The sequence below is a fragment of the Anaerotignum sp. MB30-C6 genome, assembly GCF_030908465.1.
Classification (GTDB): domain Bacteria; phylum Bacillota; class Clostridia; order Lachnospirales; family Anaerotignaceae; genus Chakrabartyella.
The window spans coordinates 2482209-2498876 of record NZ_CP133078.1; the positions used below are offsets into that span (position 1 = coordinate 2482209).

At 36.6% G+C, this 16668-nt stretch carries 17 protein-coding genes; 8 read left to right on the forward strand and 9 right to left on the reverse strand.

The genetic code is table 11. The annotated features are described in order from the left end of the window. Positions 1–74: 74 nt before the first annotated feature. Complete coding sequence (locus RBQ60_RS12055; RefSeq protein WP_307883942.1) at positions 75–1577, forward strand: ATP-dependent nuclease; 1503 nt, start codon at positions 75–77, stop codon at positions 1575–1577. A 375-nt stretch (positions 1578–1952) separates the two neighbouring features. After that, the gene (locus RBQ60_RS12060) at positions 1953–2630 is read left to right on the forward strand and encodes a Crp/Fnr family transcriptional regulator (protein ID WP_307883943.1); all 678 of its coding nucleotides are present in this window, start codon (positions 1953–1955) and stop codon (positions 2628–2630) included. Between the two features lie 461 nt (positions 2631–3091). Here the strand turns inward: RBQ60_RS12060 and RBQ60_RS12065 are convergent, their stop codons facing one another. The 4 genes from RBQ60_RS12065 to RBQ60_RS12080 form a co-directional block, all read right to left on the reverse strand. Then, positions 3092–3778: a hypothetical protein gene (locus tag RBQ60_RS12065; protein ID WP_307883944.1), complete on the reverse strand. Its 687-nt coding sequence runs from the start codon at positions 3776–3778 to the stop codon at positions 3092–3094. 18 nt (positions 3779–3796) lie between these two features. Beyond that, positions 3797–4354 carry a hemerythrin domain-containing protein gene (locus tag RBQ60_RS12070; RefSeq protein ID WP_307883945.1) on the reverse strand — a complete coding sequence of 186 codons (558 nt, stop codon included), beginning with the start codon at positions 4352–4354 and terminating at the stop codon, positions 3797–3799. A 238-nt stretch (positions 4355–4592) separates the two neighbouring features. Further along, the gene (locus RBQ60_RS12075) at positions 4593–4886 is read right to left on the reverse strand and encodes a hypothetical protein (RefSeq protein WP_307883946.1); all 294 of its coding nucleotides are present in this window, start codon (positions 4884–4886) and stop codon (positions 4593–4595) included. A gap of 332 nt (positions 4887–5218) precedes the next feature. Further along, complete coding sequence (locus RBQ60_RS12080) at positions 5219–5407, reverse strand: ferredoxin (protein WP_307883947.1); 189 nt, start codon at positions 5405–5407, stop codon at positions 5219–5221. 508 nt (positions 5408–5915) lie between these two features. Here RBQ60_RS12080 and RBQ60_RS12085 point away from each other — a divergent pair. The 3 genes from RBQ60_RS12085 to RBQ60_RS12095 are packed head-to-tail and all read left to right on the forward strand — an operon-like array spanning position 5916 to position 8559. Continuing rightward, the gene (locus tag RBQ60_RS12085) at positions 5916–6848 is read left to right on the forward strand and encodes an ABC transporter substrate-binding protein (protein WP_307883948.1); all 933 of its coding nucleotides are present in this window, start codon (positions 5916–5918) and stop codon (positions 6846–6848) included. Next, positions 6811–7785: a FecCD family ABC transporter permease gene (locus tag RBQ60_RS12090; protein ID WP_307883949.1), complete on the forward strand. Its 975-nt coding sequence runs from the start codon at positions 6811–6813 to the stop codon at positions 7783–7785. Before RBQ60_RS12085 ends, RBQ60_RS12090 begins: the two co-directional genes overlap by 38 nt. Then, a complete protein-coding gene (locus RBQ60_RS12095; protein WP_307883950.1) occupies positions 7786–8559 on the forward strand; it encodes an ABC transporter ATP-binding protein in 774 nt (257 codons plus the stop codon). A gap of 479 nt (positions 8560–9038) precedes the next feature. Here the strand turns inward: RBQ60_RS12095 and asrC are convergent, their stop codons facing one another. From asrC to RBQ60_RS12115, 4 genes are read right to left on the reverse strand one after another with little or no spacing between them, the layout of a single operon-like run. Further along, complete coding sequence (gene asrC / locus RBQ60_RS12100; protein ID WP_307883951.1) at positions 9039–10001, reverse strand: sulfite reductase subunit C; 963 nt, start codon at positions 9999–10001, stop codon at positions 9039–9041. Between the two features lie 14 nt (positions 10002–10015). Further along, complete coding sequence (gene asrB / locus RBQ60_RS12105) at positions 10016–10810, reverse strand: anaerobic sulfite reductase subunit AsrB (RefSeq protein WP_307883952.1); 795 nt, start codon at positions 10808–10810, stop codon at positions 10016–10018. Beyond that, a complete protein-coding gene (gene asrA, locus RBQ60_RS12110; RefSeq protein WP_331654193.1) occupies positions 10807–11823 on the reverse strand; it encodes an anaerobic sulfite reductase subunit AsrA in 1017 nt (338 codons plus the stop codon). The genes asrB and asrA overlap by 4 nt, the downstream gene beginning before the upstream one ends. Positions 11824–11834: 11 nt before the next feature. Continuing rightward, on the reverse strand, positions 11835–12611 hold the full coding sequence (locus RBQ60_RS12115) for a formate/nitrite transporter family protein (RefSeq protein WP_307883953.1): 777 nt from the start codon (positions 12609–12611) through the stop codon (positions 11835–11837). Positions 12612–13223: 612 nt separating this feature from the next. On the opposite strand from RBQ60_RS12115, the gene RBQ60_RS12120 reads away from it, so the two are divergent. From RBQ60_RS12120 to RBQ60_RS12130, 3 genes are all read left to right on the forward strand, one after another. Next, positions 13224–14672: an S-layer homology domain-containing protein gene (locus RBQ60_RS12120; protein WP_307883954.1), complete on the forward strand. Its 1449-nt coding sequence runs from the start codon at positions 13224–13226 to the stop codon at positions 14670–14672. After that, entirely contained in the window at positions 14669–15133 is a 465-nt protein-coding gene (locus tag RBQ60_RS12125; RefSeq protein WP_307883955.1) for a hypothetical protein, read from the forward strand. Before RBQ60_RS12120 ends, RBQ60_RS12125 begins: the two co-directional genes overlap by 4 nt. 142 nt (positions 15134–15275) lie before the next feature. Beyond that, positions 15276–15608 carry a hypothetical protein gene (locus tag RBQ60_RS12130; protein WP_307883956.1) on the forward strand — a complete coding sequence of 111 codons (333 nt, stop codon included), beginning with the start codon at positions 15276–15278 and terminating at the stop codon, positions 15606–15608. Positions 15609–15881: 273 nt separating this feature from the next. Here the strand turns inward: RBQ60_RS12130 and RBQ60_RS12135 are convergent, their stop codons facing one another. Next, positions 15882–16379, reverse strand: coding sequence for an amidase domain-containing protein (locus tag RBQ60_RS12135; protein ID WP_307883957.1), 498 nt, complete (start codon positions 16377–16379; stop codon positions 15882–15884). Positions 16380–16668: the final 289 nt, after the last annotated feature.

Below are 16668 nucleotides of genomic sequence, written 5' to 3' on the forward strand. Positions count from 1 at the left end.
AGTATAATAAGATTAGAAACAAATTTAAATCTAACAGGAATTATAGGGATATCAAAAGTTATAGGAGGATTTAGATGAGTAATATTAGAATGGTTATTCATAATATTAAAGGTATACATCATGGTACAATTGAATTACCAATAGATAATGGAATTTATGCCATTGTTGGGAATAATGGTATAGGAAAAAGCACTATAATGGCATGTATGGCCCAACTTGTTTCACGTCACAACTTGGGGTTACTTAAACCAGAAGATTATTCATCAGATTCCTATATTGAATTTATGTATGAGGATCAAAAAGATAAATGGTACTGTGAAAATAACTTTTGGAAAGCAGATTCCTTCCCTAGAACTCTAAGGTTTAATGGAACATATGAGGGAAGCCTCTTTTATGGTATGCGGTTCCGTGATTCTAAAAATGTTGATGAACTTATGGAAGCTGGAAAAATTGAGGAGGATAGTATTGTTGATGCTGATTCTTATATTCAAGAGTCATTAGGAAAAATACTGCACAATAATTCTAAGTATTATAAAGGGTTAAAAAGAATTCGTAATAAATATATAGCAGAAAAATTAAATTTAAAAAATACACCATATTTTATGACGACACCTACTTCCTTAATTAGTCAATATCGAATGAGTTCAGGGGAATGTCTACTTATTTCTCTCTTGCATTTTATTTATAATTCAATTATCAGACGTTCATTACCTATAGACCAACCAGTTTTAATGTTAATTGATGAAATTGAGTTGGCTTTACACCCAGTTGCAATAGTTAATTTGCTAGAACTCTTTCAGGAACTGACTAATAAATACAAAAACCTTACAGTTATTCTTACATCACATTCATCAGAGGTAATTAGAAAAATCAATCCCAAAAATCTATTTAAAGTTGAGCGAATAAATGATGAAACAAACAATTTCAATGTTATTAATCCTTGTTATCCAGGCTACGCAATACGTGATGTCTATATGCATGATGGATTTGATTACCTTTTATTGGTTGAAGATGAGTTGGCAAAAATAATTGTAAAAAAAGCTATAGAAGAATTAAAACTAGAAAATAGCAAGCTTATTAATGTATTGCCAGTTGGAGGATGGCAAAATGTTTTAAAACTACAGATTGAATTGATTACAAACAACGTCCTAGGGGTTGGTAAACAAGTTTTTAGTGTCCTCGATGGCGATGTTCAATCTAAAATTCAGAAGCAATATAAATCAACAAGAAAATTGTTTTTACCTGTAAATAGTGTTGAAAAATATCTAAGAAATGTATTATTTGAAAATCCTGTTTTACCAGTTAAAAAAAGAATTAACGATGTTTTCTTTTCGCTAGAAAGTGTAGATTCATTAATTCTTAATTATAAAGAAAGCGAAAATGAACTTTCTAAATTATTAGGCGATGATTATAAAACTGATACAGATGGTAAACGCTTATTTGCTGTGTTATTAAAAGAATTGAAAAAGAGAAGAATTACAGAAGAAAGTTTTGTTAATTCTTTATATCAAATAATTAGGGATAATGTTGATTTCACTAAATTTTATGACTCATTAAGAGATGAATTTACTCGTTAAATATAGTTTTTTTAATCGCTTCAAATACGCCCCCCCTATCCGAGTATCTCTTAACAGGTGCTTCATCTCCATAGAAAGAACCCTCGAAATAACCTTTATTGGTTGCTTCGAGGGTTTTTTATTTTGTGCTTTAGCTAATTTCCCCTAGTCATTCCCCATGTGATACCCCCTCTTAATTGGATTAAAAAAAGACCTATAACATAATTAGTAGTAGGTCTTTTTCTGACAATTCTTCTGGCTAATAGTTTTCTGGACTTCCTTCTCTACCAATTTCGGCTTTAATCTGTTCCTCTCTCATTCTAGCTAAATAAACACCTAAACACACTTGCAACATATGAAAAATTGATTTATACTCCATTCAAGGAGGTGGGCTAAGTGCATGATGTTTATCTCAAACAGCTTCAGAAATTGCCATTATTCGTAGGAATCAAAAAGAACGATATTGATTCTATGCTTGCCTGTTTAGGAAGTTATGTACGTTCCTATAAAAAAGGGGAGCTGATTTTTCTTGCAGGTGAAACAGTAAAACATATTGGTATCATTTTAAGCGGATCTGTGAGCATGATTAAAGAGGACATTTGGGGCACCCAAACCCTCATTGCTTTCATGAAGACAGGAGAAGTATTTGGAGAAACCTTTGCCTGCGGGAATCTTTTTGATTCCAATGTTACTTTTTCTGTAAGTGCAGACTGTAAAATCTTATTTCTTCCTTTTTATAAAATTATACATTCTTGCAACATGTCCTGCACCTTTCATCATCGACTAATTGAAAACATGGTAAGGCTTATTAGTAGTAAAAATATCCAGCTCATAGAAAAAATCGAAGTGACCTCTAAAAAAACACTGCGGGAAAAAATTTTGACTTATCTTTTGATACAAGCCAAAAAGCAGGGCTGCGAATATTTTGATATTCCTTTGGGGCGCCTCGAGTTGGCTGCTTATCTATGCGCTGATCGCAGTGCATTAACACGTGAATTATCACAAATGCGTTCTGAAGGCTTGCTGGACTTTGAAAAAAATACATTTCATCTATTAGAATTAAATAATCGTTAGTCTCAAATATTAACTGAATGTCTTTTGTCGTTTTGTAACCGCCGTAAATATGACCAAGTCCATTGCTGTTGCTGTATCTCTGCCAATTAAAAACAGTATATCCTCAAACAAGCAACAGCAATCGGGTAAACTTGACTATCTGAATGGTTTCTTTCCAGCACTTTCAAAGCACATACCTGACCATATATCCATTTTTGTCTAAAGAACCTTTATTTTCCCAGAGGGATTACTATCCCAATTCTATGAAAAGTGTCCCCACACGATAAACTACTTCTTCTTTCTAGTGGCATTTTTCTTCTGTCATAAAACAACGCAAAATAAATCCACTTCTTTTGACTAACTCCACGAAATAAATTAGTAAAATAAGTATCCATCTTTATTACAATAGACCATTATACTTTAGGGGAAAAACAAATCTATTTTTGTTGCATTTAAAACCATTTGTTTAGTAAAAAACCAGATCACTGCACCTTGACTTCAGGGTTCTTTTCCCCAAACTTCTCCAGCAATTCCTGTTCAATTTCACTACGCTGCTTACCTGATTTCTCACGTGTCTTAATGAGCTTATACGCTTGAAATAGTTGTGATGGCCCAATTTCTGAACTAAAGTAACCAATCCCCTGATTCCACGCCAAAAGTTCAAATACATCGTCAAGTGCGGCCGAATTAAGCCCATGGATATATGCCTTTACCAATTCTCTCGTTGCCTGCCTCATGCGCCCAGCGCCCACGGCATTGGCTAAAGAAAGCAACAGCCGTATTTCGTAGGGCAATGCCCTCTTCTCATCATTCCACGTAAGATCCCAAAAGTCCGCAGCAATCTGACCCAGCTTTTCATCAATCATGGGATAATTCAGCAAAGCCAATGGGCGAAAAGGAGCTATATCTGCTGTCCCAACTTCCTGCACACGGTAGAAATGTGCATGAAATTCCTTATCATTCACTTGTTCTGTAAAATACTCAAACCCCAAAGCTTCCATGGAGCCATAAAGTGGCCAAGGTTCAAAAGTCTGGATAATCGTTAACCCGCAACCTTTCCCCAAATCGGCAGCACGCTTTTGTAATCCATGAAAAAAGTTGCCTTGTAAATGACGAACATCAATACACTCAAAGTTTGAAATTTCATCTTTCCATTGTTCGTAACTCATTCCCTCATCCCCTCTTTCTTATTGATATTTTTCCGTAAGCTCCTTCAGCAATTTTAAAGCCTTTTCTTGAATAAACTTTTCTTCCGCTTGCCTTTCAAAAATTTCCACTTCGCTGTCTATGCTCCGCAAGATATCATCCGTAAGGTCACGCCCTGCAAATGTATAAACTACATTATCCTCTTTATCAATATGACGTTGCAACAAGTTCGCCCATGAACCAGCATTTATTAAAATTTCCAGTTTGTCCCGAGTATTCGGTGCGGACTCATAACGCTCTAACGCATTTTCAAGCTCCCCTAAGTGAAACCTCCCCATATCATGCTCAACCAACATACCATGTTGAATTAGCTTTACAGCAGCAGGTCCCAACCGCTCCATCATCTCCCGAAAAAGAATCCGCTCCTCTTTTCCATGATGATGTTCATCTGCATAGGTTCTTGCAAAGGTAATCATATCCCGAAAATCGTCCACCTCTACAGAGGCACCTTCCAAAATACGACAGCTTGCATTGCGAATGACTTCCACAAGGGCCAGAATATTTTTATGTTCGTGTATCATTAAATCAATAGAATTCATTTCTACACCTCCTGAACGAGAAATTGATTATTTATCTGCTGAAAAGAAAAGCCACTACCTGAGAGACTTCCTAAAATAAAGGCACCTCTTAATAAATAATAGTTTTCAATCCTTCCGCCTACTGCTTCCCAAAAAAGTAAATGTAAATCTACCCTTTGCCGCCGCAGGACACGTTGCTCACTCTGCTATAAAATCTCATTGACGTGGTCGCAAGGCATACCCTCTAGCAGTATATCACTCAATGCTCGGTAAATTCCTTGGGCATCGCCAGAATCAGGTAAAGGATTCTCTTGTCCCAGTTGAAATGCCACATCTTTGAGGGCTCAACATTTGTTGGATCGTCATGCAAAATTTCTGTTACAGCGCAAGCAAACCGTTTCTCTGCAATGCCGATTTGGCTTTGCAGCCAGCCATGGATATTGCCGTTATCAATCACTTCTTCCAGCGGTCGATGTTCAACAACTCCATATTCTTTCGTCAAATTGTTTTCTAAGACATTCCTTTTTTCCTCAGATCCAACGGAAGACAGCATAGCGTTTGTCGAGCCTCCTGCAACTGAATTTTGCGATAGAGCCAGTAATGAATCGGACCCCAGAATGCACTCATACATTCATCCCTTTCTAAAAATATGGTCATGGAACAATAAATTATCCCATGACCTTAACCTTATTATGAACCGTTTACCTGCTCATTATTAGCTTTTGTACTTCATTCAAATTTGAGCCATGAACCATACATGCATCCGACAAAGATTCCTTCTAAGAAGAGGGCAACCTAGGCAATGAATGTCCACTCCATCAGTACAGGATAGTCCCGTCTTTTTAAACTCAAGATAGATTGCTTTTTTTAAATTTATTTTAATCCTCAATCATCATTTTCGATTGCATTTACGGGGCAACCGCTTTGTGCCTGTGCGGCTGTGTCCTGTGCATCTACAGGAACCTCTCCCTCAATAGCGACTGCCACACCTTCATTCGTCATTTGGAAAACCTCAGGACATACAGATTCACATAACCCACACCCAATACAACTTTCATTTACAAAATACTTCATACAAACATCTCCTCTCTAAATCACTCGTTTTAAGGTTTTTACTTTCTTTGTTTACACAAATATAACATGGTTTCAGTAGCAATTATGTTGTTAAAACAACATAATTAAAAAAAATAGTATAATTTAGCAATTATTTTTTATTTTTATGAAATTTACTCTTGAAAAAAAATAGTCTTTCAGCTTTTCCTTGAAGGTCACGTTTTTAATTCAAAAGTATGGCTGAAGTATTTGTGCTTTTGTATAAGAATTTAACCAAAAAGGACTAAATAAATTCCCAAATTAATGATTCGTGAAAATTTCTATGATAGACCCATAAAAGTAGCATTTCAAACGAATACCCAAAACACAAAATCAAGAAACTTGTGCCAATAAGAATGTTTTAAAGAACTTATAATAACTGCATTGATCCAATTCGAAATATCCAAGTAATAAACCCCTGATTGGTTGCACAGGCAACATGCTGTGCCGTAAAAATACCGTATACTAATCGTATTAAGGAGGGATTGATATGAAAAAGACAAAGCTCATAATTATTTTTATACTCAGCGTTTTTTTAATGATTGGATGTACTAAACAAGCCGAAGATACCTCAGGTGCAACGTCGTCAATCATCTTTAGTGATGCACTTGGTCGGGAGGTTACTATCACAAACCCAGAAAAGGTGGGTGTTGCATCGGGAAGTATCGCAAAAATATGGAATTTGGCTGGTGGCTCCTTAGCTGCCGCTACCCATGACGCTTTTGAAGATAAGTCCATAGATTTCCCTCAAGAAATTATTGATATGGGCAATTTAAAAGAACCTTCCCTTGAAACAATTTTATCCGCCGACTTAGATTTGGTTTTTCTTATTCCCGGAATCAAAAACCACGTTCAAATTGCTGATACACTAGAAAAAGCTGGAGTTCAATGTGTTTTTGTAGAAATTGAATCATTCGAGGATTATTTAAATATTTTAAATACTTTTACCGATATCACAGGAAGGAAAGATTTATATAAAGAAAACGGTCTTGATATCCAAGATTCCATCACCCAAACCATTGAAAGCAAAAAGCTTACGAATAGTCCAAAAGTTTTGTTATTACGAACTTCTGAATCTAAGGTTACCGTAAGAGATAGCAATACAATGGCTGGTGCAATGTTAAAGGATTTAGGCTGCGTCAATATTGCTGACAAAGAACAATCTTTGCTCACTGATTTAAGCATTGAGGAAATTGTTTCACAGCAACCTGATTATATTTTTGTAATCTGTATGGGAGATTTTGAAGATGGTGAAAAACAACTGAAACATATAATTAACTCAAATCCAGTGTGGGGTACATTGAAAGCAGTCAAAGATGATAGAATGTTCTACCTTGACAAAGAGTTATTTCACCTAAAACCTAATATACGATGGGGAGAAAGCTATGAGGTTCTTGCGGAATATCTATCAAACGAAAAGTAAAACATTTGAAAATGTTATTTTGTTACTTAGTGTAACATTTCTTGTTCTGCTTATAATCGTGGCCATATTGGTGGGAGCTGCTACAACGGCCACAGTTGAAATTATTTTGCTCGTAAGGTTGCCAAGGGTTTTAGGGGCTATTTGTGCAGGTGCGGCACTTTCGGCGTGCGGTTTGATTTTACAAAATCTAATGGGAAATCCCCTTGCCGGCCCTAATATCATTGGTGTGAATTCGGGAGCAGCCTTCTTAACCGTGGTGGCAGCTCTGCTTTTCCCCGCCAATCCCGTGATACAGCCAATTTTTGCTTTTATGGGTGCCTTTATTGTCATTCTATCCCTTTATTTATTATCTAGCAAAAGCGGCATCTCTAAAATGACCATCATACTTTTTGGCGTTGCCATGAATAGCCTATTCAACGCATTAACGGAAAGTGTATATACTTTTTTTCCAAATATCATAGCAAATCATATTTCCTTTAAAATCGGTGGTTTATCCGCACTGAATATAAACACCCTTGCTCCCGCCAGTATAATTATAATTATTGTTTTAGTTCTGGCTTATTTTAAAACCCAACAGCTTGAAATCCTCTCCCTCGGCGATGATATTGCCCATTCCTTAGGCCTTAGTGTAAGAACCATGCGCTTAACTTTTCTTGTTTTCTCAGCTGCTTTAGCTGGTGCCTCTGTAAGCTTTTCAGGAATCATTGGGTTTATCGGTTTAATCGTTCCACATGGTGCTAGGCTGGTCATAAAAAGTGGTACAAGAAAGTTATATCTTACTTCCGTAGTATGGGGGAGCACATTATTATTATTTTGTGATACCTTAGCTCGAACAGTGTTCAAACCTTTTGAGTTGCCCGTCGGTATTTTGTTATCATTAATTGGAGCGCCCATATTCTTTGGGATACTCTTTCACACAAAAGGAAGGGGATTTTAAATGCTTATATTGAAAAATATTTGCGCAGCCTATGGCAAAAAACAAATTTTACATAACATATCCCTTTCATTTCAACCTGGTAAGATTTACACGATTATTGGTAAAAACGGAAGTGGGAAAAGCTCTTTAATGAAATCTATCATAGGATTAATGACTTTAAATAGTGGGAATGTTACCTTGAATGGAGACAATGTGTTTCAATTGCCACCCAAAACACGGGCACAAAGCATTTCATATCTTTCCCAGCATAGAAACACTTCAAATATTTTAGTGGAGCAAATTGTGTTGCACGGTCGCCACCCTTATATGACAAAAAATGAACGCAGCAACACGGAAATTCACACCCAGGCAATTGATTATGCCATTCAAACAATGGACTTAACGGAACACCGAAAGACCCCCTTAAGCAATTTATCGGGAGGGGAGATGCAACGAACGTACATCGCAATGGTTCTGGCACAAGATACCCCCATCGTAATGTTCGATGAACCTACAACCTTCATCGACATTGAATATCAAGTTCGGTTTTTAGAAGTAGTGAAGCAACTCAAAGAAAAACAGAAAACGGTTATACTTGTTCTGCATGACCTGACCTCTGCTTTGGAAATTAGCGATAAAATCATTTTGATGGACAAAGGCCAGATAAAGTGCGTCTTGCCTCCGAATGAAATGATTCAAACAGGAAATATTGAAAAATATTTTAATGTAGACATTGTTTCTAATAATGGCGTTTACATTATAAAACCAACAAAAAAAATTCAGAGAAATGAATAAGTACCTTTTGAGTAAGGTGACCCTGTCAAAGTAGAGAGGAACAAATGGAAACATTCTATGACGCCAATCACTGGACAACGGTTGGCGTCATTTTACGGTGATGAGTTATAGATAGTGTCTACATCTCATAAATGGCCTATATGATATACTTCTATTATCTTGAATATTCTAATTGCCTGTGCATTAGTGCATATTTCTTTCTAATTGCTCCGAATGCAATTTTTTCAATAATGGGGTTCCCATTCCCCCATGTCCTCAGAAACTTTTGCCCCATTGCCTTTACAAAGCTGCATCATGGATTTCTTTTGAAGAATGAGACTGAATCTTTACTTACATGCTATAGAGTTTTCAAGACAAATATAAAAGAATATCCCCATTATCTTCCCATTAAAATATGCTCCCCTTGCAGTAGACAGTTTCCATTATGTCTACAACAGGGGGAGCATCTCAAACAATTTCAAAAGGTGCTTTTTGTCATTTTAGTACTTAATACCACTCCAGTAGATACGATCTGTAACTTCGGCAGCTTTAGGAAGATTTACACCCTCCATTGCCCATTTTTTAAACTCATCGAAACCTGTACGGTCTACAATATAGCCAATATGCTCTTTCCCACCAGGAGCTCTGGGATCAATATAAGCTGTAACATATTTGTAGGTGTTTAGAATAATCTTTATAATACTATCCTCATCTACCCATTTAATAAAATCTTCTCCAAGACGTGGATTTTTCTTGCCGGTTCTACCAAGTAGTGTTAATCTGTAATACTTCTCTTCGCTTCTTGTCCAGGCCATATTCGGGCAATTTAAAACACATTCACCACAGCCAATACATTTTTCTTCATTTCTAACAGGTCGATAATTTTCCGTTTTTAATGCACCCACCGACTTTTTCTTACATGCATTGACACACGCTTTACAATCAATACATCTGGAGGGATCTAGTTGTGGTAAGGTCATGCCCATGATACCAAAGTCATGCATACGAACCTTGGCACAGTCGTTGGGACAACCGGTAAGTGCAACCTTAAAATGCAAATCGTGAGGAAATACAGCCTTTTCAATACGTTTTGCAAAGGCTGTTGTTTGATAACAGGCAAATGGACAAACTTTATTTCCGATACATGCCGTTATGTTTCGTGTTCCTGCCGCAGGATAGCCTTCATTCATAGCATCTTGATTTATTTCAAGCCCTTCAATTAAACTCTGCAATGCCAGATTTACCTCAGGCATTTTTTCGAAAGGTATGCCTGGAATTTCAAAACCTTGGCGGCTTGTAATATGAATGGTGCCATTTCCGAATTTGTCAGCAATTTCTTGAATTTTAGGCAAAAATTTGACATCAAGATGTCCACCGGGAACACGAATACGAGAGGCTGTATAGCCTCTTACTTTCGTAACTCTAAACGCATTCTTTTTCAATTTCTTGGTATTAATATCCACTTTTTCATCCCTCCTTAATCAATCAGTTCTTTGCCTTTGACATAATTAAACACAGGGCCATCCAGACATACGTATACATCACCAATTTTACAATGTCCACATTTCCCAAGGCCGCAACACATTTTTCTCTCTTGGGAAATCCAAATGTTTTCTTCGGCAATACCCAAGTCCAAAAATGCTTTTACAGAAAATCTCATCATAGCCGGAGGGCCAACTACCACAACCGCTACATTATTTTTATCTTTAATCTGCAGTTTTGGTATGTATGTTGTCACCAATCCTGTTTTATATCTAGAGCCTTCCTCAGCAGAATCCACCGTTAGAATTACTTCCATATTTTCTTTCCATTTCTCAAGATCAGCAGAGAATAAAATATCATCAGGGGATTTAAAACCACTTATCAAAGTCATGCTTTCGCATTTATCAGGGTTGTTGTAAAAATACTCCACCACACCACGAACTGGGGAAAGTCCTGTGCCTCCGGCTACAACAATAACCTCCTTAGATTCGTAATCTAGCACATCAAATCCATTGCCATAGGGACCTCTTAAAAACAGAGACTCCCCAGTATAATGCTCAAACACTTCATCGGTAACTTTACCCACTTTTCTGATTGTCAAATCAACAAAGTTCTCTCCTATGCCACTGATTGAGATAGGCGCTTCGCCATATTTGGGCATTGAAACTTCAAAAAATTGGCCTGGTTTTGCATCTGCTGTATATTCCATTCGAAATGTAAATTCTATTTCGGTATGTTTTATGACCTCTAATATTTTTGAAGAAAATGGGATGTAATCATTTTTTATCATAACTGGTCAACCTCCTTCAACGCCTCTGGAAGCTTATTGATGCAATTTGAAAAAGAAATATATTCTGGACAGACATCATCGCATCTTCCGCAGCCAATACACATATGGAATCCATTTCTTTGTTTAAAGTCATAAACTTTATGTAGTAGTTTAAATCGCATACGCTGACCATAATTTTTACGGTAACTACCTCCACCTGCAACATCTGTAAACCCATCAACCATGCAAGAAGCCCATACCCGTCTGCGTTCACCAACTTTTCCATTGTCAGTATAGTACATATCCTGCATGGTAAAACAAGTGCAGGTTGGACAAACAAAATTACAGCGGCCGCAGGCAATACAACGAGAGTCATATTCATCCCAAATAGTGCTACTTGTTACTTTCGCTTTTAAACCATCAGGTATTTGAACTTTCACATCATTTTCCGTTACAAAAGGTACCTTCACCTCCATAACGGATGCATTCACCTTTTCAAACAATGAAATAAACTCCGTATTTTTCAAGTTGATTTCATACGTATCATGAGCTTTGCAAAATGAAAAATCATAATGATCCGTGGTGTTAGTGCCCATGCTCACGCAGAAACAGTTTTCAAAGCTTTGTTCGCATCCAATCAAAACAAACTTTACATTGTCTCTTAAAAGGCTGTAATAATAATCTTTGGGACCATTCTTGTAGTACATTTCATCCAGCCTCTTAACGGCGTGGATATCACAGCTGCGAAGAAAAATCATTGTTTTCTTATCATCAACCTTTGGCTCTGTTACTTCCCTTTCAGTGAAATAAAACAGCGTTTGCATAACAGGAAGTATTGCCTCTTTGAATGAATATTCTGACTTTTTGTCAAACGTAATGTCTTCTACACAAGTTACCTCACCATATCTTACACAACCTGTGTCAGAATATCGTCCCTCGTTCCCGAAGGTTTTAGGGGCGAATAAGCGATACTGCGTTGATAATTCTGCAAATATTTCATTTGCTTGCTTTGTTGTTAAAACATATCCCATCATAGCACCTCTTTCTATTTATTTGTTTTTTGGCTTGCAGCAATAATATAAGGGATAGCCACGAATGCGATTCCCCCTACCATATTGCCAAGGGTAACAAAAAATAAATTATAAAAATAACCACCAATACGAACGGCTTCACCCATTGGGTTTAACACTCCGATGGCAATTAAAGTCATGTTTGCAATGCTGTGCTCAAAGCCAGAAGTAATGAAGGCAAATAAACACCAAAAAATCATAATCAACTTTCCCGATTCGCTTTTCATTTTATTACTGCACCAAACCGCCAAACAGACAAGAATGTTGCAAAGAACGGCTCTGAAAAACAGTTCATTGGCTGGGATCGATGTTTTTGCGACGGAAGTTTTTGCAATAAATTCTCCCACTTCACCGATGGCAAGCCCTGTTTGCACATACATCAGAGCAAGCAATACGGAGCCTACTAAATTACCTATCCAGCAGAAAATCCAAAGCTTTACCGTGTCAAAAACACTTACTTTGCCCTTACTTATTCCTGCAGACATTATGAGATTATTGCCCGTAAATAGTTCTGAACCTGCAAAGACTACAAGGCTGAGGGCAATGCCAAAGCTTACCCCCATTACAATTCTAGTACCCGAGAATCCGCCAGCATTTAATAAACCACCTACACTAAAAATTAAGATAATGCCAATGCCCACGTAAATCCCTGCCAGCATGGACATTAAAAAATAACCCAGTGGCTTGGTTTTCATCGTATCTACTTTTTTTTTGGAAATGTTCGCCATCGATTCAATTTCTTCTAAAAACATAAGCATCCTCCTCCATCTTGTTAAATAACTGTCAACCTGTATATAAAAATTATATATTGAATCAATTGAGAGATATGTTGCATGGGCAACATATCTCTCAATTGATTCAGGATTTGACGCTGATGGTTGCTCTTTCTCTGCTTTCCCCGGCTTCCCTCCTTCCTCTATTCGTAGTTTAGGTATTTGTAATCTTCAAGGATATAATACTCTTTGAAATATGAATTAAAAAATAGTTTTTGCAATTAGCTGTATATAATGTAGTAAATTAGTGATATAGTGATATTAATTGCCAAAATCTGGTGCATTGTAACAAAAATGATTATATTTCGGTGATGATGAAGCATATGCAAGGCTGACCATGGGTCCCAAGCAAAGGTTATAAAAGAAGTATCAGATTTTGAGTACCAATTACTACTGCATGACCTGATGACTTCATGGTGACAGTAAAACTATATTTTACCAGTGATTCAAACAATAAATGGTATGAAGAAAAAATATGGAGGTATGCAAGGAATCAAGTAGATGGATTTCAATTCGGAGCAACTACCCATTATGCTTAATTGGATAATTCCACCGAAGATATTAGAATTTATAATTTAGGAGGCATTTATTATGATTAAAAAATCTATAGGTTTCTTATTGTGTTTATTTATGTTTTTTTCTGTATCAGCTAAGGTTTTTGCAGAAAACTCATATACGTTTGAAAAAATAGGTGGGTATTCTGTTCTTACAGGAAAAGTTACAAAACTTTCTAAAGATAGAATGCAACTTTCAAAAATAAGCGATGAGCTTTGGAGTGACAATATCGGACAGAATAATGCCGACAATGTTATTCTTGACACAAGGGATTTTCAGGATACAGAGTTTAGCCATGGGGAAATCATAAAGGTATACTTTATAACTTGTATGATAGATTATAAATCAGAAATAGACAAAGGGGAATATGCTTTTGAACTTTTGGCTTACCAGAAAAATGACCAGCGAATTTCTGTTGAACACATGGCAAATTTTTTAGAAAAAATCAAGATTTTCAATGGATATGAAGATGGAGAATTACATTTAGATCGAAATATAACAAGAGCCGAATTTACAGCTCTTATGGTAAAAATTTACCGTGACTATAATGATAAATACATATCAGATACAATAAAACACGAAACAGCCCTTCCGTTTAAAGATGTGCCCCAAGACCATTGGGCAAGGGCTTACATCGAATATGCTTACACTAATGGAATGATACATGGAAAGAGTAGCGATACATTTTCCCCCGATGAAAATATTACCATAAGAGATTGTATCGTTGTTTTATTGAGCGCCAATGCAAAAAGCCAGAATCAACACCAACGTCTTTTAGATACTGCAAAGATATTGGGTGGTTATCCTGATGGCTATTTAAAAATTGCTAAGGAAAATGAGCTTATTACAAATCAGTTGCCAGATAAAATTGCTACACGAGGAAATGTTGCTGAAATTTTGTACAATATCTATAATCATGAAACAGATTTGACATATATTACGGCTGGCAAACCCGTTATATATCTATATCCACAAAAAGAAACTGATGTAAATGTAAAAGTTTCGTTTGAGGGGGATTTTACGATTACATATCCTGAATACGAGGATAGTTGGGCTGTAACGGCAAGACCAGATGGAACCCTTATTCGTGAAGAAACGGAATATCCATACCTTTTTTGGGAAGGAAACGTAATGAATTATTCCCCCAAATTTGATGAAGGTTTTTTGGTTAGTAGGAAAGATACGGTTTCCTTTTTAGAAGAAAAATTAAAAATACTAGGGCTTAATGAAAAAGAACAGGCAGACTTTATTACATACTGGGCACCCCAATTAATAAAAAATGATTATAATATAATCAAATTTGACACCGAGGAATATGCTACGAGAGTATCTCTTAACATTGAGCCTAAACCTGATAGTATGATTCGGGTATTTATGATATATAAAGCTGCAAATAAAAACGAGAGCATAAAGAAACAAGAGTTAAATGGGGTTGAAAGAAAAGGATTTGTGGCTGTTGAATGGGGAGGAGGAGAAAAGCTATGAATATGCGGAAAATATGGAAAGTACCTCTATTTTGTATCATTGCAGGTGTGATTACATTTAAAGTAGCAGTCTTTCTATTCAGTGGTTTTACGATTGTTACACTTCCAGATGGGACAATTACAACAAATAATACACGACAGCTTATAATATATGGAGCCATATTTATTGTGACACTTATCCTTGGCGGCATGCTTTTTCGCAACATGACTAAAAAAGAAATTTTCTTTTCCGCATCAATCATGGTGGTTATTAGCTTGATAACAAATTTGACCCAATGGGCTTTTAACATCACAAGTGGTCCTGCTTTATCTTATTATATTTATCTTGGTATGATTTTTGAGTGGAGTAGTGCTGTAACTCTGCTATTATGTCAAGTCATCGAAAATCTTTGGGTTGTTTCAATTATTAGTAGTTTTACACCATATTTGTTTATCCCATTTGGAATAAAAGAGCAGGTATAACATCTCGTTTACCACTCAGGTTAAGGGTATCAGTCCTTGTGCCAAAGTCTGTTTCTGATGTTTATATTACCAAGCATTATTATATTTGAGGATTATTAATATGCTGTTCCAACCATTAATTTTGCTTGCATAGGAGGTTATGATGAAAAAGTATTTATGGTTCATTGGATTAATTGTAGTCTTAGCATTGTTAGGTGGATGTAGGACTGAAACTGTTCAAAGTGAAATGATATTAAAAGTAAATGATACATTGTATTATGGTACAGATGAGGTGGGCCCCATGGGAGATTCAGGGTGTGTTGAAGGACAAATCAAATCATCTGTTGAGTCAGATGCTATTCCTACTGAAAATGGTTCTTCTAATTTTGGGTGCATAGGAAATTCTTATACATATGATGATGGTGATGGATTTATCATGGTTTCACTTGGTAATGATAACGGGTGGCATTGTTTTTATGCTGAAAATAAAAGTTAACTTTCTTTATTAAGGTGTACGACGGAGATTGGGTTTCATTGATTCCAAAATAAAAAATGGAGATTAGAAAGGGAACTCCCCTTTGTATTATGGTCCATGAGAAGAAATCAAGGCCTTATGTTTTACTAAACATAAGGCCTTGTGCATTTGTATTGACACAAATTTGCAACCATTCATCGTCAGAATTAACGCAAATTAAGTTAAGCAGTATCTTTTTTGCTGCGTAAATACCAAGTGCACACCCTACAGAAAACGCCATACCGCCTTATGGACCTACCAAGTGTTTACATGGGTGATGTGTAAATAACGGATGCTTACATACTGATAAGTACTCAATGGGCGATTGTCTGCATCGAAGGTATGTGCAGCCACCAAGATATTAGAGGGAGCGGGAACCGCTCCAACAGAGACAACTGTAGGCGTATGGCTATATCCCATTCCGTCGAAAGAAAGCTGAACAATATCCCCCGGTTCTACCTGCGAAACATCTGCCCCTATCCCTGCAGGTCCAACTCCCATATTCTTCACAAGGAATTTATACATGAATTCAACACCAGTCCACGCTGGTGCACGGTTGTTCAGGCTGTAATAATACCAGCCAAAGGTCGGTTTCGGATTCATAACCCCTGAACCGGCATACAACACCTGCGAGGCAAAATTTGTGCAGTCTCCTCCTAATTTATCAAAATTGTAGTATTGCGGATTGCGCCCATAGGCCCATTTGTGGGCATATGCTACAGCCTTTTCCCTGCCATAGTCTATTTTTCTCATGTCTCCACCTCTATACTATTGTATGCAGGTTGCAGAAAGTAAAAGAACATCAGTTGTTTCTGTAACCACATGATGATTTTAGGCCAATTGTTAAGAACTCTTTTTTAATATCCTCTACATTTTCCATTTAATCTAACCTTTTGAGCGTAATGAGCTGCCCAGTATGTTATAATAGTATTTAACATATAGACACTTTGAAGAAAAGCAACATTGAACTGTAAACGAATTGGCTAAAGAGTTAATTAGCGTTTTTTCTATAAGCACCAATTTAACTATGCAGTACTGCATT